The sequence below is a fragment of the Cupriavidus sp. 21MJTG02-4 genome (assembly GCF_057798975.1).
Genome location: NZ_JBYOJP010000015.1, coordinates 164,120 through 181,161 on the forward strand (window position 1 = coordinate 164,120; position 17,042 = coordinate 181,161).

Annotated in this window: 17 protein-coding genes and 1 rRNA gene; 6 read left to right on the plus strand and 12 right to left on the minus strand. The window is 66.2% G+C overall.

Going from position 1 to position 17,042, the window contains the following annotated elements:
• Positions 1 to 119 precede the first annotated feature (119 nt).
• Together kefF and kefC are read left to right on the plus strand one after the other, a co-directional pair.
• The gene (gene kefF / locus AC3FKH_RS26145) at positions 120 to 689 is read left to right on the plus strand and encodes a glutathione-regulated potassium-efflux system oxidoreductase KefF (RefSeq protein ID WP_488678623.1); all 570 of its coding nucleotides are present in this window, start codon (positions 120 to 122) and stop codon (positions 687 to 689) included.
• Positions 686 to 2,497: a glutathione-regulated potassium-efflux system protein KefC gene (gene kefC, locus AC3FKH_RS26150; RefSeq protein WP_488678624.1), complete on the plus strand. Its 1,812-nt coding sequence runs from the start codon at positions 686 to 688 to the stop codon at positions 2,495 to 2,497. The genes kefF and kefC overlap by 4 nt, the downstream gene beginning before the upstream one ends.
• Before the next feature lie 19 nt (positions 2,498 to 2,516).
• On the opposite strand, the gene AC3FKH_RS26155 is transcribed toward kefC, so the two are convergent.
• The 7 genes from AC3FKH_RS26155 to paaA form a co-directional block, all read right to left on the minus strand.
• Positions 2,517 to 3,161, minus strand: coding sequence for a TetR/AcrR family transcriptional regulator (locus AC3FKH_RS26155; RefSeq protein WP_488678625.1), 645 nt, complete (start codon positions 3,159 to 3,161; stop codon positions 2,517 to 2,519).
• 46 nt (positions 3,162 to 3,207) lie between these two features.
• Entirely contained in the window at positions 3,208 to 4,002 is a 795-nt protein-coding gene (locus tag AC3FKH_RS26160) for a DUF1835 domain-containing protein (protein WP_488678626.1), read from the minus strand.
• Between the two features lie 107 nt (positions 4,003 to 4,109).
• Positions 4,110 to 5,198: a 1,2-phenylacetyl-CoA epoxidase subunit PaaE gene (gene paaE / locus AC3FKH_RS26165; RefSeq protein WP_488678627.1), complete on the minus strand. Its 1,089-nt coding sequence runs from the start codon at positions 5,196 to 5,198 to the stop codon at positions 4,110 to 4,112.
• Between the two features lie 31 nt (positions 5,199 to 5,229).
• Positions 5,230 to 5,799 carry a 1,2-phenylacetyl-CoA epoxidase subunit PaaD gene (gene paaD, locus AC3FKH_RS26170; RefSeq protein WP_488678628.1) on the minus strand — a complete coding sequence of 190 codons (570 nt, stop codon included), beginning with the start codon at positions 5,797 to 5,799 and terminating at the stop codon, positions 5,230 to 5,232.
• 21 nt (positions 5,800 to 5,820) lie between these two features.
• Positions 5,821 to 6,663, minus strand: coding sequence for a 1,2-phenylacetyl-CoA epoxidase subunit PaaC (paaC, locus tag AC3FKH_RS26175; protein ID WP_488678629.1), 843 nt, complete (start codon positions 6,661 to 6,663; stop codon positions 5,821 to 5,823).
• Positions 6,664 to 6,675: 12 nt separating this feature from the next.
• Positions 6,676 to 6,963, minus strand: coding sequence for a 1,2-phenylacetyl-CoA epoxidase subunit PaaB (paaB, locus tag AC3FKH_RS26180; protein ID WP_483709668.1), 288 nt, complete (start codon positions 6,961 to 6,963; stop codon positions 6,676 to 6,678).
• 22 nt (positions 6,964 to 6,985) lie between these two features.
• Positions 6,986 to 7,999, minus strand: coding sequence for a 1,2-phenylacetyl-CoA epoxidase subunit PaaA (paaA, locus tag AC3FKH_RS26185; RefSeq protein WP_488678631.1), 1,014 nt, complete (start codon positions 7,997 to 7,999; stop codon positions 6,986 to 6,988).
• A gap of 241 nt (positions 8,000 to 8,240) precedes the next feature.
• Between paaA and AC3FKH_RS26190 the strand changes: the two genes are divergently transcribed.
• Positions 8,241 to 10,445: a VTT domain-containing protein gene (locus AC3FKH_RS26190; RefSeq protein WP_488678632.1), complete on the plus strand. Its 2,205-nt coding sequence runs from the start codon at positions 8,241 to 8,243 to the stop codon at positions 10,443 to 10,445.
• On the plus strand, positions 10,442 to 11,185 hold the full coding sequence (locus AC3FKH_RS26195) for an endonuclease/exonuclease/phosphatase family protein (protein ID WP_488678633.1): 744 nt from the start codon (positions 10,442 to 10,444) through the stop codon (positions 11,183 to 11,185). Before AC3FKH_RS26190 ends, AC3FKH_RS26195 begins: the two co-directional genes overlap by 4 nt.
• Before the next feature lie 5 nt (positions 11,186 to 11,190).
• Here AC3FKH_RS26195 and AC3FKH_RS26200 read toward each other — a convergent pair whose 3' ends face one another.
• Positions 11,191 to 11,844, minus strand: coding sequence for a Vgb family protein (locus tag AC3FKH_RS26200; protein ID WP_488678645.1), 654 nt, complete (start codon positions 11,842 to 11,844; stop codon positions 11,191 to 11,193).
• 37 nt (positions 11,845 to 11,881) lie between these two features.
• Positions 11,882 to 13,105: a helix-turn-helix domain-containing protein gene (locus AC3FKH_RS26205; protein WP_488678634.1), complete on the minus strand. Its 1,224-nt coding sequence runs from the start codon at positions 13,103 to 13,105 to the stop codon at positions 11,882 to 11,884.
• 150 nt (positions 13,106 to 13,255) lie between these two features.
• Between AC3FKH_RS26205 and AC3FKH_RS26210 the strand changes: the two genes are divergently transcribed.
• A complete protein-coding gene (locus AC3FKH_RS26210; protein ID WP_488678636.1) occupies positions 13,256 to 13,726 on the plus strand; it encodes a universal stress protein in 471 nt (156 codons plus the stop codon).
• Positions 13,727 to 13,743: 17 nt separating this feature from the next.
• On the opposite strand, the gene AC3FKH_RS26215 is transcribed toward AC3FKH_RS26210, so the two are convergent.
• The 3 genes from AC3FKH_RS26215 to AC3FKH_RS26225 form a co-directional block, all read right to left on the minus strand.
• Positions 13,744 to 14,022 (minus strand): DUF1488 family protein, encoded by a 279-nt coding sequence (locus AC3FKH_RS26215; protein ID WP_483730600.1) that lies wholly within the window; start codon positions 14,020 to 14,022, stop codon positions 13,744 to 13,746.
• A gap of 499 nt (positions 14,023 to 14,521) precedes the next feature.
• Positions 14,522 to 15,766, minus strand: a complete 1,245-nt coding sequence (locus AC3FKH_RS26220; protein WP_488678638.1) for a nucleoside recognition domain-containing protein — start codon at positions 15,764 to 15,766, stop codon at positions 14,522 to 14,524.
• A 103-nt stretch (positions 15,767 to 15,869) separates the two neighbouring features.
• Positions 15,870 to 16,256, minus strand: a complete 387-nt coding sequence (locus AC3FKH_RS26225; protein WP_488678639.1) for a DUF488 domain-containing protein — start codon at positions 16,254 to 16,256, stop codon at positions 15,870 to 15,872.
• 672 nt (positions 16,257 to 16,928) lie between these two features.
• Between AC3FKH_RS26225 and AC3FKH_RS26230 the strand changes: the two genes are divergently transcribed.
• A 16S ribosomal RNA gene (locus AC3FKH_RS26230) occupies positions 16,929 to 17,042 on the plus strand; the annotation flags it as partial.

Below are 17,042 nucleotides of genomic sequence, written 5' to 3' on the forward strand. Positions count from 1 at the left end.
AATGTGATGAATTGTTGCACAGTCCTGTTTGTGGATTTGGTGCAACGCCGCATTCCTCTCGCCGCGGCGCTCGCGCTGAAGCGAGTACGCCTGATATTCCGGACTGAACCACCGTGCAGATGACCGAATCCCCCATCGTTGTGATCTATGCGCATCCCAAGCCGCGCCATTCGCGTGTCAACCGCCCGCTGGCGGAAGCGCTGGCGTCGCTGCCAAACGTCGCGGTCCATGACCTGTATCGCCGCTACGTCGACTACGACATCGACGTCGTCACCGAACAGCGCGCGCTGGCCGCTGCGGAGACGGTCGTCCTGCAATATCCGGTGCACTGGTACAGCGTGCCCGCGCTGCTCAAGCTATGGCTGGACGAGGTGCTCGAATATGGCTGGGCCTACGGCTCGGGCGGTACGGCGCTGCGCGGGAAGTCCGTGCTGGCGGTGGCAAGTACCGGCGGCACGTTCGATTCCTATGGGCCCGAAGGCAACCATGGCCACGCGATCGAAGCCTTCCTGCTGCCGCTGGAGCAGACCGCGCGGCTGTGCGGCATGGACTGGCTGCCGCCGCTGGTGCTGCACGATGCCGACAACACCGACGCCCACGTCCTGGCCGAGCACATTGCCCATGTCTGCCGGCGCATCGGCGCCCATGAAGTCGGCCCGGCAGCGGCAGGCGCGGAGGTGCGCGCATGAACCAGCATGATTTCCTGATCGCGCTCGTGGTGTTCCTGGTGGCGGCCGTGGTGGCGGTACCGCTGGCGCGCCGCACCGGGCTGGGCGCCGTGCTGGGCTACCTGCTGGCCGGCGCGGCCATTGGCCCGTTCGCGCTGCGGATGGTGACCAATGTCGAGTCGATCCTGCACTTCTCGGAATTCGGCGTCGTGCTGATGATGTTCGTGATCGGGCTGGAACTGGAGCCGCGCAAGCTATGGGCGCTGCGGCGGAGCATTTTCGGCTATGGCGGTGTCCAGCTTGCCGCCTGCGCGCTGGTGATCGGCATCCTGGCGGCGCTGGTTGGCGCGCCGTGGCCGGTGGCGCTGGTAGCGGGGCTGGGGCTGGCGCTGTCGTCGACGGCCATTGCTCTGGCCACGCTGGCCGAGCGCAACCTGTTCGGCACGCCCGCGGGCGGGGCCAGCTTCGGCATCCTGCTGTTCCAGGATATCGCGGCCATCCCGATGATCGCGCTGTTGCCGCTGCTAGCGGCCGAGAGCGCCGCCGATGCCGGCAAGGCGGGCGGCTGGCAGGCGGCGGCCAAGGGCGTGGCGGTGATTGCCGCCGTGGTGTTCGGCGGCCGCTACCTCGTGCGTCCGGCCCTGCGTTTTATCGCCCGCACGGACATGCGCGAGATGTTCACCGCGTTTGCGCTGCTGCTGGTGGTGGGCATTGCGCTGATGATGGACGCGGTGGGCCTGTCGATGGCGCTGGGCACCTTCGTGGCCGGCGTGCTGCTGGCCGATTCCGAGTACCGCCATGCGCTCGAGGCCGACCTGGAGCCGTTCAAGGGCTTGCTGCTCGGCATGTTCTTCATGGCGGTCGGGATGTCGATCGACTTCGCGGTGCTGGCGCGTTCGCCGGGGACCGTGCTCGGCCTGGTGGCGGCATTCGTCGTCGCCAAGACCGCCGTGCTGGTGCTGCTGGCGCGGTACTTTGCCATTGCGCGCGGCCAGCGGCTGTTGTTTGCACTGCTGATCTCGCAGGGTGGCGAGTTCGCCTTCGTCGTGTTCGGCGTGGCCGGCACTGCCGGCCTGCTGGCACGCGAAACCGAAGCGCTGCTGGTGCTGATCGTGGCCTTGTCGATGGTGGCCACGCCGTTGCTCCTGCTCGCCTATGACCGCCTGGTGGCACCGCATGTCGGCGCCATGAACCGGCGCCCCGACGACGCCATCACGCCGCAGGACAACCCGGTGCTGATCGCTGGCTTCGGGCGCTTCGGCCAGATCATCGGCCGTTTGCTGTATGCGCAGGGCATCGGCGTCACCGTGCTGGACCATGATCCCGACCAGATCGAGTTCCTGCGCCAGTACGGCTTCACGATCTTCTATGGCGATGCCACCCGGCTCGACCTGCTGGAGGCCGCCGGCATCGCCAAGGCGCGCATCCTGGTCGTGGCCATCGACGGCATGGACGACAGCCTGCAACTTATCGACCGCGTGCGCGAACGCTATCCGGACCTGCAGATCTACGCCCGGGCGCGCCATGTGTCGCATATCTACCAGCTCAAGGACCGCGGCGTGCAGCTGTTCGAGCGCGAGATGTTCGAGGGCTCGCTGATGCTGGGCCGGCGGGTGCTGGAAGGATTGGGGTTTGACCCGGCGCAGGCGCGCAGCGTCGCGCTGCGTTTCCGCCGCCACAACATCCAGGCCATCGACCGCTTCTATCCGCACTACACCGACCAGAAGAAGCTGGTGTCGCTGGCGCGCCAGGCGCGCGACGAGCTGGAAGAAATGTTCCGCCAGGACCGCGAGCAGCGGCGCCAGCGGGAAGAGGCCGAGTGGTCGTGATCCCGTGGATGGACCGCCTTCAGCGGCGGGCCAGTGCTTCGGCGGCGGTGCCGGGGGCGCCGGTCTTGCCCGGCAGGCCGCCTTCGAGCAGGTCCACCACCATGTCGGCGAATGCCGCGTAGGACAGCTTGCCGCCCGGCTTGAGCCAGGTGAAGGTCCAGTTGATCATGCCGAACACGGTCATGGTCAGCGCGGTCTGGTTCTCGCGCGTGACGCGTTCCGGGTAGGCACGCCGGAGCATGCGCGAGAACGCCGCGACCACATCGCGCTCGCGGCCGAGGATCATGACCCGCTGCTCTTCGGCCAGGAATTTGACGTCATTGATCAGCGCGATATGGCGCGTCTGGGAGTTCTCGTACTCGGCCAGGAACGCGCGGATCAGGCTGGCGAAGCTTTCGCGGTCGGTGCGGCCCTGGCGCTCGGAATCGGCCTCGACCTCGGTGACGATCAGCATCAGCCGGCGCGTGTAGCGGTCCAGCAGGTCGAACAGGATCGCTTCCTTGCTCTCGTAATAGTGGTACAGGCGCGCCTTGGAGGTGCCGCAGGCGGCGGCCAGGTCGGCCATCGAGGTACTCGGGTAGCTGCTGTTGGCAAAGGCGGCGGCCGCCAGTTCCAGGATCTGCTCGCGCTGTGCTTCGAAGTCGGGGGCCTTGGTTCGCGCCATATCGGTCCGGCAGGGGAGTCCGGGAAGGGAAGAAGGGAAGGGCGCGTTATTCCGCGCCGGACGTCAGGTGTCGGCGCAGCTCGCAGGTGTCGAGGGAATCCGCGTTGCCACGCAGGACCAGCCGGCCCATGGAGATCAGTTCCCGGCAGCGCCAGAATACGAACCAATCGCTGGCCAGCAAGCCTTCGATGGCGCCCATCACGCTACCCACCACCTGGGCGGCGGGTGTCCAGTCGGTCGGGGCCCGGTCCATGATGATGTCGTCGATGCTGTGGTAGGCCGCCGCCACCAGCGTATTGCCTTTCCACAGCCGCACATCGGCGTTCTCGCGGACGTTCTGCTGCCATTCGTAGCCGAGCCGCCCCAGGCGCAGCACCGACACCGGCGCGATGGTCGAGAAGCGCCGCGCCAGCCGCGCCGGCGAGTACATGCCGATCGCCGCCAGACCGGCCTGCGGCGGCAGTTCCAGCTCGCGCAGGTCCATGGCCACTTCATTGATGCGCTGGGGCGCCTGGTACAGGTGAAACACCACGCGGCGCAGCATCAGCTGGTCGGCGGCGCTCTGGCCATGCCAGATCGCGACTTCCATTTCACTCTGGCGCAGCGTCTGCAGCTGCTCCAGTGCCTGGCGCATTTCGGCGGGAAAGTCGATGTCGGTGTGCGGGGCGACGCGTTGCCAGAAGCCGGCGCGGATCTGGCCGATGCCGTCCACGTCGACAAGCGGTCCCACGGCCAGGTCGTCGCGCAGCACGATCACGGGATCGGGCCGGGCAGCCTGGGCCAGCGCCTGGCGCAGGGTATTTCCGGCGACATCGCCGTTGACGACGTGGATATATTGCATGGCCGTGATTGTATATGCGTGGGACGGTTCTCAGTCACCTTGCGTGGGCCGGCAATGCGCCCCTTTCTTATTGTAATCACGGCGCAACTTCGCTAGATGGTGCAGCTTCAGCGTTCGTCGTAGCTGACCACGACCCGCGGCGTGAGAGCACGCGCCTGGCAGGTCAGCACGAAGCCCTTCTCCATTTCCCAAGGCTCCAGCGTGTAGTTCTTCTCCATCTCGACCTGGCCTTCCAGCACCTTGGCGCGGCAGGTGCAACAAACGCCGCCCTTGCATGCATAAGGCAGGTCCAGGCCCGCGGCCAGCGCGGTGTCGAGCACTTTGCCGTCTTCCATGGGCAGGCGCATGGTGTGCTGCTTGCCATCCAGCACGACGACGAGTTCGGCCGTGCCGGCATGGTCCGCATGGGCGTGGGCTGGGGCGCGCTTCTGGCGATCCACTGGCACGCCAAACCGTTCGGCGTGGATGCGGTGGGGGTCCAGGCCGGCATCGCGCAGCGCCGTTTCCACCTCGTCGATCATCGACGCGGGGCCGCACACGAAGGCGGCGTCGATATCGTCCACCGGGATCAACGTCCCCAGGAATGCAGAGACCCGGGCATGATCGAGCCGGCCGTGCAGCAGGTCGACTTCCTGCGGCTGGCGCGACAGCACGTGGTACAGCGTGAAACGCGCCAGGTACTGGTTTTTCAGGTCTTCGAGCGCTTCGGAAAAGATGATGCTGTCGACGTTGCGGTTGCCGTAGACCAGCGTGAAGCGGCTCCGGGGCTCCGCCGCCAGCGTGGTGCGGATCAGCGACAGCACCGGCGTGATGCCGCTGCCCGCGGCAAAAGCCACGTAGTGGCGGGCAGCGCCGGCGTCCAGCGGTACGTAGAAGCGCCCGTCCGGCGTCATCACGTCGATGATCTGGCCGGGCGCGAGCGCGTCGTGCAGGTGGCTGGAAAACACGCCATCCTCCACCAGCTTGACCGCCACGCGCAGTTCGCCGCGCTCGGCGTAGTCCTGGACCCCGCAGCAGATCGAGTACGAGCGGCGCAGATCCTGGCCATCGACCGGGGCCTTCAGCGTCAGGAACTGGCCCTGCGTAAAGCGGTAGGCGTCGCGCAGGGATTCGGGCACCTCGAACGCGATGGAGATCGTGTCGGCCGTCTCGGGGCGCAACTGCGCCACGCGCAGCGGATGGAACTGTGGGGTCATGGCAGCTCGCTCGGGACGGTGGGTCAGCAAATTAATAGGGTTTGAAGTAGTCGAACGGCTCGCGGCAGTCCAGGCAGCGATAGAGCGCCTTGCAGGCCGTCGACGCGAAGCGCGAGATTTCCTGCGTGTGCAAGCTGCCGCAGCGCGGGCAGGCGACCATATCCGGCGCCCCCGCGCGTGCCGCGCGTGGTACGAAATTCAGTGGCTGCACGGCGGGCGTGGCGGCCGCAGCGCGGCACGGCTGCGGCGGGGCAATGCCGAACTCGCGCAGGCGTTCGCGCGCGGCGTCGCTGATCCAGTCGGTCGTCCATGCCGGCGACAGGGCGGTGCGGATCCGCCACGGCCCGAGCCCGGCCGCGTCCAGCGCGTGGCCGATATCCTCCGCGATCTGCGACATGGCCGGACAGCCGGAATAGGTTGGCGTGACCGTGATTTCGAGCACGGCACCGTCAGCCACTGCGATCTCGCGCAGGATGCCGAGGTCGCGGATCGACACCACCGGGATTTCCGGGTCGGGAACGGCTTCCAGCGCAATCCAGGCAAGCGCCGTGCGTTTGGCGGCGCTGTCGAAATCGGATTCGGGATCGGCCACGATGCGCATGTCAGTTTCCTGTTGCGCGTGCTACCACTGCGCGCCGGGATGGGCGCGCGCCAGGCTCTGCATCTCGGCCAGCAAGTAGCTCATATGCTCCGAATGCAGCCCGTGCTTGCCGGTGGATAGGAAGGCGCTGGGCACCGGCTTGTCGAGCGTGGCGACCCCCAGGGTCTCGTCGACCGTTGCCTCCCATGCGTCGCGCAGCTCCGAGGTGGGCACGGCCACGCCTTGCGCGGCAGCGATCCGTTCCACGTCATCGCCCGCAAAGCACTCGTTCATATACGGCATCAGATGGTCGAGCGCGCGCTGCATGCGCCGGTGCGAGTCCTCGGTGCCGTCGCCAAGGCGGACCATCCAGCCGGCGGCGTGGTGCAAGTGATAGCGCGCTTCCTTGGCCGACTTCGCCGCGATGGCTGCCAGCCCGGCGTCGGTGCTGGCCTGCAGCACGTTCCACAGCTCGACCATCAGCGCGCTGTACAGGAAATTGCGCGTGATGGTGACGGCGTAGTCGCGGTCGCTGCTAGCGGTGCCGGCCAGCGGGCCGCTGTGGGGCAGCTCGGCCAGCGTCCAGTTGCCGAACTCGCGTTCCCCCCGCCAGTACGCGTAATCGTCTTCATGGCGCGGCCGGCCGGTCAGTGCGCCTTCGAGTTCGCCGGCGTGCGCGTAGAGCAGCCGGGACTGGCCGATCAGGTCCAGGCTGATATTGGCCAGCGCGATGTCTTCTTCCAGCACCGGACCGTGGCCGCACCACTCGGCATTGCGTTGGCCGAGAATCAGCGCGTTGTCGGCGAGCCGCAGCACGTAGCGGAGCGCCGCGGTGCGCTCGGGCGGCAGGTGCGACAGCGCGAGATCGGGCGTCGGGGTCGTCATGGTGGCGGGCCCTTACATGTGATTGACTTCGTCGGGCAGCTGGTAAAAGGTCGGATGACGGTAGATCTTGTCGGCCATCGGGTCGAACAGCTCGGCCTTTTCCTCGGGCGCGCTGGCGGTGATGGCGGTCGACGGCACCACCCAGATCGACACGCCTTCCTGGCGGCGCGTATAGACGTCGCGCGCCATGTGCAGCGCCTGCTGCGCGTCGGCCGCATGCAGGCTGCCGCAATGCTTGTGCTCCAGGCCCTGCTTGCTGCGCACGAACACTTCCCACAGCGGCCATTCGTTCCGGGTCATGCTGGTCTCCTTGTCCGTTGCCTCAGGCGGCTTCACGCCGCGCCGCGCGCGCAGCCTGCTTGGCGGCGTGAGCCAGCGCGGCTTCGCGCACCCACGCGCCATCGTCATGGGCCTTCACGCGCGTAGCCAGGCGCTCGCGGTTGCACGGCCCGTCGCCGTTGATCACGCGCCAGAACTCGTCCCAGTCCAGCGGGCTGTAGTCGTAGTGTCCCCGCTCGGCATTCCATTGCAGGCCGGGGTCGGGCAGCGTGACGCCGAGTACCTTGGCCTGCTCGACCGTCGCATCGACGAATTTCTGACGCAGGTCGTCGTTCGAGATGCGTTTGATGCCCCACGCCATGGTCTGGGTGCTGTTGGTGGACGCGGCGTCAGGCGGCCCGAACATCATCAGTACAGGGAACCACCAGCGGTTGACGGCGTCCTGCACCATCTCGCGCTGGGCGTCGGTGCCGCGCATCATCGCCAGCAGCGCGTCGAAGCCCTGGCGCTGGTGGAACGACTCTTCCTTGCAGATGCGGATCATCGCGCGCGCATACGGCCCGTACGAGCAGCGGCACAGCGGAATCTGGTTCATGATCGCAGCGCCGTCGACCAGCCAGCCGATCACGCCGACGTCGGCCCAGGTCAGCGTCGGGTAATTGAAGATCGACGAATACTTGGCCCGGCCGGTGTGCAGCGCATCGATCATTTCGTCGCGCGAGGCGTTCAGCGTTTCTGCGGCGGAATAGAGATAGAGGCCATGGCCGCCTTCATCCTGCACCTTGGCCAGCAGGATGGCCTTGCGCTTGAGCGATGGCGCGCGGCTGATCCAGTTGCCTTCCGGCAGCATGCCGACGATCTCGGAGTGCGCGTGCTGGGAGATCTGCCGCACCAGCGTCTTGCGGTAGGCCTGCGGCATCCAGTCCTGCGGCTCGATCTTGCTGTCGGCGGCCATGCGCGCATCGAACGCCGCCTGGCGGCTGGCGTCGTCGAGGCCAGGCTCGGATGGAGCGACCGCAGCGGGATTGCCGGGCAAGTCCAAACTCTGCGTGTACATAGGAGCCTCCTTTGACGGCGCCCGGTTCTCGCGACCGGCTTGCGCCCGGGTTCGGCCCCATTATATATAAGCCGACCGGTCGGTCAATTAAACGAAATGCGCGCAACGCGACCTGGCTCGGAAGCGGCGTCCTGGCAACCTTTACAAAGACAAGTAAAGCCGGCGCGACATGGGCTCGCGTGCGGGCGCCGCGTCAATGACTGGGCGATCGGTACGAAACTTGCGCGGCGTACTGTTCGCCATGACAAACGATGCTCAAGCCTCGCTGCTGCGTCCCGGGCACAACTGCTGGCGCGTGGAGCCATGCGCGCGCTTGGCGATGCTGGTCGATGCGGATGCCTACTTCACCGCGCTGCGGGAGGCGTTCGTGCGTGCCGAACAAACCATCTTCATCCTCGGGTGGGACATCGACAGCCGAATGCGACTGACGCACGACGCGCCGGACGATGGCTTGCCGGCCGAGCTGCGCGATTTTCTCAATGCGCTGTGCGCGCGCCGCAGCGGCCTGCACATCTATGTGCTGAGCTGGGATTTCGCCATGGTGTTTGCGTTCGAGCGCCAGTTCCTGCCTGCGGCGCGGCAGCACTGGCAGGCACACCGCCGGCTCTCGTTCTGCCTGGATGGAAGTCACCCTGCCGGCGCATCGCACCACCAGAAGGTGGTGGTCATCGATCACTGTCTTGCGTTCGTGGGCGGGCTGGACCTGACCATTCGCCGCTGGGATACCCCGGACCACCGTGCCGACGACCCGCGCCGGATCGATCCGGACGGCAAGCCTTACGCGCCGTTCCATGACGTGCAGTGCATGGTCGATGGCGCGGCCGCGCGCGCCTTGGGCGACCTCGCGGCCGAGCGTTGGCTGCACGCGACGGGACGCCATCCGCATGTACCGGAGATGCCGCAGTCGGACCCCTGGCCCAGCGCGGTCTCACCGGACGCCACCGAGTTGCCGGTCGGCATCAGCCGCACGTATCCGGCTACCGACGACGCGCCCGTCGTCAGCGAAATCCGGCAACTCCACACCGACGCGATTGCCGCCGCGCAGGACAGCATCTATCTAGAAAACCAGTACTTCAGTTCGGGACTGATTGCCGATGCGTTCGCGTCGCGGTTGCGCGAGCCGGACGGGCCCGACATCGCGCTGGTCTCGCGCCGCACGGAGAGCGGCTGGCTGGAGGAGGCCAGCATGGGCGTACTGCGCGCGCGACTCTGCCGGGACCTGCGCACAGCCGATGCGCATGGTCGTTTCCGCCTCTATTGTCCGGAAGTGCCCGGCTTGCGAAGTGCCTGCGTCAACGTCCACAGCAAGGTGATGGTCGTGGACGACCGCCTGCTGACGATCGGCTCGGCGAACCTCAGCAACCGGTCCTTCGGGCTCGATACCGAATGCAACCTGGTTATCGAATCGAACGGCGACGCCCGTATCGCGGCTTCGATCCGCGCGATGCGCGACCGGCTGCTTTGCGAACACCTGGCGGTCGCGCCCGACGTGCTGCATCAGGCGATGGCAACGCATCCCCGGCTGCATGAAGCGCTGCGCGCCCTGCATCGGACCGATAGCCGTACGCTGGAGCCGTTCACGCCGAGCGTTGCCGAAGATGTCGATGCCGTGCTGCCCGACGCCACGCTGCTCGACCCGATCGAGCCGATCGACACCGACCAGGTGATGGCCGAGTTCATCGGCCACGAGACGCGGCCGCGCGCGGCCAGCCACGTGGCCATGCTGGTGGCCTTCATGCTCGCGCTGGCCGGCGTGGTGTTCGCATGGCGCTACACGCCGTTGCGCGAGTGGACCGACTTCCGGCATCTGCTGGCGCTGATGGAACGGGTCGACGACATGCCCCTGGCCCCGCTCGTCATGATGGGCGCGTATGTCGTTGGCGGGCTGATGATGTTCCCCGTGACCGTGCTGATCGTAGTGACGGTGGTGGTGTTCGGGCCGTTGTATGGGGCCGCGGTGGCGCTGGCCGGCACGGTGCTGGGCACGGCAGCGGGCTACACGGCGGGACGCCTGCTCGGGCGCGATGCGGTGCACCGCTTTGGTGGCCGGCGGCTGAACCGGCTCAGCCAGCGGGTCGGCCAGCACGGCGTGCTGGCGATGGTGGCGCTAAGACTCGTGCCGGTGGCGCCGTTCACGCTGGTCAATCTCGTGGTCGGCGCGTCGCGCATCCGCCTGCGCGATTGCCTGCTGGGGACCGCCATCGGCATGTCGCCGGGCATCATCGTGTCGGCGTCATTGGTCGACCGCATCGCCGCCGTGGCGCACAATCCCGGCGCCGCGACATTCGCGCTGCTGGGGCTTGTGTTATTGCTGCCCGCTGGCCTGTGGCTATTCCTGCGGCGAAGACGGCAGCGCCGCACATGGGCTCGGCAAGCGCCTGCATACGGCACAGGCGCCAGCCACACGAGCGGCACGCGCGCCGCATCGAGCGAGAGGCCGCAATGAACGCGCCCACCCCGGCCGTGGCGGCCAGGCATGCCGAAATCGTGGTGGCCAGCTACAACATCCACGGCGGCGTCGGTACTGACGGGCATTTCGTACCCAAGCGGATTTGCGAAGTGCTGCGCGAACTGCGCGCCGACCTGGTCGCGCTGCAGGAGGTGGAAACCCGCGCCACCGGCTTCGACATGCTGCGCTTTCTGTCCGAACATACCGGGCTGCACGCGATACCGGGACCGACGCTGGTGCGCGAAGACGGCGACTATGGCAATGCCTTGCTGACGCGCTACCCGCCGATGGCGGTTCGGCACATCGATCTCAGCGTGAACGGGTACGAACCGCGCGGCGCCATCGATGCGCAGCTCGCCTGCAATGCGATCGAGTCCGGCACCTTCGCGTTGCGCGTGATCGCCACGCACCTCGGCCTGCGTCCCGGCGAGCGCCGTGCGCAGGTGCGCAAGCTGCTGACGGCGCTGGCCGAAGTCCCGGCCCAGCCGACCATCCTGCTGGGCGATGTCAATGAATGGTTCCTCTGGGGCCGGCCGTTGCGCTGGTTGCATGCGTATTTCGAACGCACGCCGCATGTCTCGACGTTTCCGTCGCGCTGCCCGCTGCTCGCGCTCGATCGGATCTGGACCTCGCCGCGCGCGCACCTGGTCGCGGTGGCAAGCCACCGCAGCCCGCTCGCGCGGCTCGCCTCCGATCACCTGCCGCTGCTGGCGCGCATGCAACTCAGTTCAAGGTAGGCGGGTCATGCCTGCGCGGCATCCTTCCTGGGGCGGCGCACCGCTCTGAGCTTTCCGCTGCTGCCGCCGCCACAGTAGAACTGGTCCCCGCCATCGGATTCGAGCCCGCTCACGCTGACACCCGCCGGCATCTCGAGCCGCTCCAACACTTCGCCGGAGCGAGGATCAATGCGCCGCAGATCGCTGGCTTCGCCTTCCCACGTGCCGTGCCATAGTTCGCCATCGACCCATGTGACGCCAGTCACGAAGCGGCTCGACTCCAGGGTGCGAAGCACTTTGCCGGTTTCCGGGTCAAGCTGGTGGATCTTTCGCTCGCGATATTGCCCCACCCAGAGAGATCCTTCCGCCCAGGCCAGACCAGAGTCGCCTCCGCCGCCGGGCGCGGGAATGGTGGCAAGCACGCGGCCGGTCTGTGGATCGATTTTCGCGATGCGGCTCTCGGAGATCTGGAACAAGTGCCGTCCGTCGAACGCTGTTCCCGCATGCGCGGGCAATTCGATGGCGCGCACTGTCTGTCCGCTGGCCGGATCGAGCGCGTTGAGCTTGTCGCCGGAGGCGAACCATACCTGGCGTCCGTCGTAGGTGACGCCGTGGATGGCTTCGACGCCGGGGAACGGGCCGTATTCCCGAATGATTTCCGCTGCTGATGATCGCTTCATGTTCCTGTCCTCGTCACGGGTTGATGTGCGTTTCATGCTAGCTGCCTGGCAGCGGCGCAGGGAGTAACAAGGTCGTCGCGAATCCGGGGATAGGGGGCGTCATCCAGCGACGCGCGCGGCCGTGGCCGACGGGCTGCACCTTGCCAGTTGCCGCCAGGGCATCGAGGGCGCGCTGCATGGTGCGCTGGCTGGCGCCGAGCGCAAGCGCCAGAGCTGAGCTTGACCACGACTCGCCATCGGCCAGGCAGGCAAGTACGGTGGCGTAGGCGTCTTCGACGGGAAGTGCCAGCACGGCGACATCGGTTGCATCCCGCGGCGCGAGCGCGAATCCGCGGCCAGTCGCCGTGATGTCAACCAGCGGCCCGAGCGCCGCGCGAAGCCGGCCGATCTCCACGCGCAGCCGCGCACGGTGCGAGGCATCGGAGAACTTCGTGCGGAAGGCGCGCGCGATCAGCGTGTCGCGCGGCACATCGTCCGGCCACGCTTCTCCGAGCATGCGTGCAAGGGCGAACAACACCGGGCGCCGGGCGAGCGCGACCACGCTGTCGTTTTTGCGTACGACAAGGCGACACGCATCGATCACCAGCGTTGCGGAGGCCAGCAGCGTTTCCACTTCATCGAGCTGGAGCAACCGCTCGCTGCCGCGCGCGACCAGGCGGGCCGCAGGCGTATCGAGGACGAGGGCGGCGGTTTCCACCTCGGCCATCAAGGCAGGAATGCCGGCCTGACGCGCCGCGTCGGCGGCGCGTCCGAGCGCGGCGCGGGCTGCCGTCGTCCGCAGGCGCCGGAGTGCGATGCCGGCCGCGACAAGTTCGTGTGCGGCCCGAAGGGCGGGCGGCAGGGGCGCAGCAAGATCCAGTCCGGCAAGCCGGTGTTCAGCCTCATCGAGATGGCCAGTCAGCAGCAGGCGACGGACCTGCAGATAGTGGGCATGCGCTGCGTTGGCTCGGTCGCCGTGCGCTTCCAGCGTGGCGCGCGCCGCGTCGAGCGTACGGACTGGCCAGCCCAGATCACGCGAGGCGAGGGCGATTTCGGCCTCGGCGACGATGCAACGCGCGCCTGCCACCGCCTCCTTCGGGCCGAACGCGCGTGCGGCGGCACGCAACAGTGACTTGGCCCGGGCGAAATCGCCCAGTTGCGCCATGGCGATCCCGCGGAGCGCCAGCGCCGGTGCATCGTCACGGAGGGCGACGCGGTTGAGCGCGCCGAGCGGGTCACCTGACGCCAGCGCGCGAGCGGCAGCTGTGATTAGCGAGTCCATCCGGGTTCCGCCACGCTTCTCATCTCATCGTTGGAGGTCGCGCGTAATCTAGCATGCGGCTGTCCGCCGCGTGCTGCAGGCGGCACGTGTAGTATGGGAAAGGCGGCTTGCAGCCGCCATTCCCTTTTCCTGTCTACGGAGGTAACGAAGATGACCGGCGCGGCGTACAACAAGATCGTGGTAGCGGTGGACGGCAGCAGCACGTCCACCCTGGCCCTGGATGAGGCGGTTCGGGTGGCGGGCCCGGGCGGCGCAACCGTGCTCGCGCTCTATGTCGTGGACAGTGCGACGCCGCTCTTCGATGCGGGCTTCTACGATCCAAGCGAGGTTCAGAAGGCGTTCGTAGAGAGTGGGCAGCGCGCGCTCGAAGAGGCCGCCAGGCACCTGGCCGCCGCCAATGTGAAGCACGAAACCAGGCTGGTGAGCGAAGCACCCGTACCGGGCGACATCGGTGCCTCCATCAATGAAGCGGCGCATCAGTGGGGGGCCGATTTGCTCGTGATTGGCACGCATGGGCGGCGCGGCGTGCGCCGGCTGATGCTGGGCAGCGTGGCCGAGGCGGTGATCCGGCAATCCACCATGCCGGTGCTGCTGGTGCGTGGTGAAGGCGCCGCGGCCTGAGTTACAGGGGCCGGCGGTCAGCCCGCGAAGCGGAAATGGCCGCTGCGCAGCACGATCTCGCGGGCCTCGGTCAGTTCGAACAGGCTTTCCGCCAGTTGCTCGATGCGCTGGCGATTGCTGGCAAACGCAGCCAGCAGGTCCTCCTCGCGCGGCGAACGCGCGCCGAAGTGCGCTTCGAGAGCTTCGGCTGTGACGGAATACCGGGTTGGACTACCGTTGACCGTTGCCGGGCAGGACAGCCTCAGGCTGACCGCGCAGTAGGTCGGGGTGGCGCGAGGAAACGAGACAGCGGACATGGCGTACCCCTCGTGCGGTCGACGAATCAATGACAACAGTCTAGGACATTGGTCGGCGTGGTGAAGGCGGCAAATCGACCCTCGCGTCGCTCGGACATAGCGAAACAACTGGCTCCGCTCCGCGACGGCAGAATTGGTGCGATGCGGCAAATCAGTGAATCCATGTGTCGTCCGCAACGATCTGCGGCACTGTTGCATCATCGCGAGGCAATCGCCTTAAGTTGGGGTCCGGTTCTCGATTGCGCCGACGGTCGCGACGGAAAGCCAATGACGGCGTCAGCTTTGCCAAATTTCGGGCAAAAAAAACCCGCGCAGTGTTCTGCGCGGGTTGGAATCCACCGAGGTGGTGGAGGAGACAGACTTCACTATACACGTCTTGCTGCGACGCACCAAGCAGCGATCAGGGAATGTTCTGCTTTTGACATATTGATGTTGTGTCACTACAACGAGGGCGGCCGAATTTTGCTTTTGTGCGGTGAATGCGGCGCTTTTTCCCGTTCTATCGAAACAGATACGCAGCCCCCACAGCGCAGAACAACCCAGCGACATCGGCAACGAGCGCGCATGCGAGCGCCTGCCGCGTATTGCGCACGTTGACGCTGCCGAAATAGACGGCCAGGACATAGAACGTGGTCTCGGTCGATCCCTGGATAATGGCTGCAAGCCGGCCCTGGAAGGAATCCACGCCATAGGTGGTCATCACATCCACCATCAGCCCGCGGGCGCCGGCGCCGGACAGGATCTTCATCAACCCGACGGGCAGCGCGGGCACGAACGCCGTATCCAGACCGAGCCAGGCGAAGCCGGCGGTCAGGCCGTGCATCAGAATGTCCATACAGCCGGTAGCTCGGAATAGCCCGATTGCCACCAGGATCGCAACAAGGTAGGGAATGATTTGCACGGCGACGCCGAAGCCTTCCTTGGCGCCATCAATAAAAGCTTCATAGACGTTGATGCGGCGTATGGCGCCGCACACCAGGAAGATGGTGATCAGCGAAAGAATGAAGCCGCTGCCTGCCAGGGCTGTGAGCTGGCTTACCCTGTCCGGTGACGCATGACGAAGCCAGGCCAGGAGTCCACCCAGGCCTAGCGCGGCCATGGCAAAGGCGGCGAGCACCGCCGGCCGGAACAGGTTCAGCCGTTGGACCCAGGCCACCGCCAGCAGGCCTGCCACGAACGAGCCACCGGTCGCCAACAGCGTTGGAAGAAAGATATCCGCCGCATTGAACCCGACCAGGCCTTGCTTGATCGCAATGGCCTGCCGCATGGCGATGACGGAAGTCGGGATCAGCGTCAGGCCAGCGGTGTTCAGTACGATGAACATGATCTGGGCATCGGTCGCCACCTCGGGACGCGGGTTCAGTGTCTGGAGTTCACGCATCGCGTTGAGGCCCAGCGGCGTCGCGGCGTTGTCCAGCCCGAGCAGGTTGGCCGAGACGTTCATCATCATCGCGCCCTGGGCCGGATGGCCCTGCGGCACGCCGGGGAAGAAGTGCCGCAGCAGCGGGTTGACCAGCCGCGCAAAGGCATCCACGACGCCGGCGCGCTCGCCAATGCGCATGATGCCGAGCCAGAGGCTCATGATCCCGGCCAGTCCCAAAGCGATCTCGAATGCCGTGCGGGCACTGTCAAACAGGCTGGCCAGCATCGCCGGAAACACGGCAACGTCGCCATTGGCGAGCCGTATGCACGCCGCCAGGAAGGCGGTCAGGAAGAAACCGAGCCAGACGAAGTTCAGGACCATCGGAAGTCAGGACGAAGAAAGGATGGCCGGGTCAGGTTTGCGGCCCGGACCCGGACAAGCGTCGCATCATAGCCGCGCGCCGTTGCGGGTGGCAGGATCTTCGTCAGGCGATTTGTGCGCCGCGCTCGGCGAGCAGTTCGCGCAGTACCGAGCGGTGACAGTGCGCCTCGTCTTCGCAATAGCAGCCAACGGAGAAATTGGCCTTATGCGAGAGCGCTGCCAGCAGGTCCAGCGTATGGCTGGCATCGGGCGCGGCCATCTCCTTGCGGAAATGCCTGACGAAGGTGCGCCAGGCCTTATCGTCCTCGGCGGAAAGTGCCTCGGCGACCAGTTCAGCTGAGGGCGACAGGACGGGATACCAGACGTCGTAGTAATCGCGGCTGGCAAACTCTGCCTTGGGGACGCCCCGAGGCGGGCGTCGGACCGTGCCAATGCGAAGGCCTTCATCCGCGGCGCGCGGGGAACCCAGTCGAACGATCCGGATGGTCATGGAAGTCTCCGCACGGGCAGTAGCGAGATGCTGAAGTCTTCGATGATGAATCATCGTGTCGCGCATGACAAACGCCGTGGTGTGACGCTTAGGGCGGTCGCTGTTCAGAACATCCTTATATATATACGCACTGCCATTTGGAGGGCGTCCGAACAGTGAGCGGATAGCGATCCGAACGCGCGCGTTCTCATGCTTCGTGCGCCAATTTTCTGTCGCCTGCAATTATTTTCCGGAATGGCTTGCCAAAGCCGGCGCGCGCCCGTACTATTCGCCCCCTCGCAACACAACGCGGCGCTGCAAAGCAGACGCAGCAAGGGTTGCGGGGTTGATCGGGTGGTTCGGCGGTGCGCAGTAGGCACGACGAACCGAAGCAAAAAAGATTGCTGACCTGGTTGACGAAACGAAGAAAGTGCTACATAATCTCGTTTCTCTGCTGCAGACAACGCAGTGCGCTGAACGGCAAAGCCGGCAGCGAAGTTCTTTAACAACCAAACAACCGATAAGTGTGGGCGCTGGGTAGCGGACGCACGAGGTCTTCGGGCTTCGGAGCTTCACAAGTTATACAGTGCTCGCACAGCAAAACGTGACTGGATTTTCGGATCTGGTCAGTCAGTTTTCTGAGAGTGAGCGACCGCTCGAAAGAGCGAGGGTCTTCGGACCCACACAGAGATTGAACTGAAGAGTTTGATCCTGGCTCAGATTGAACGCTGGCGGCATGCCTTACACATGCAAGTCGAACGGCAGCACGGGCTTCGGCCTGGTGGCGAGTGGCGAACGGGTGAGTAA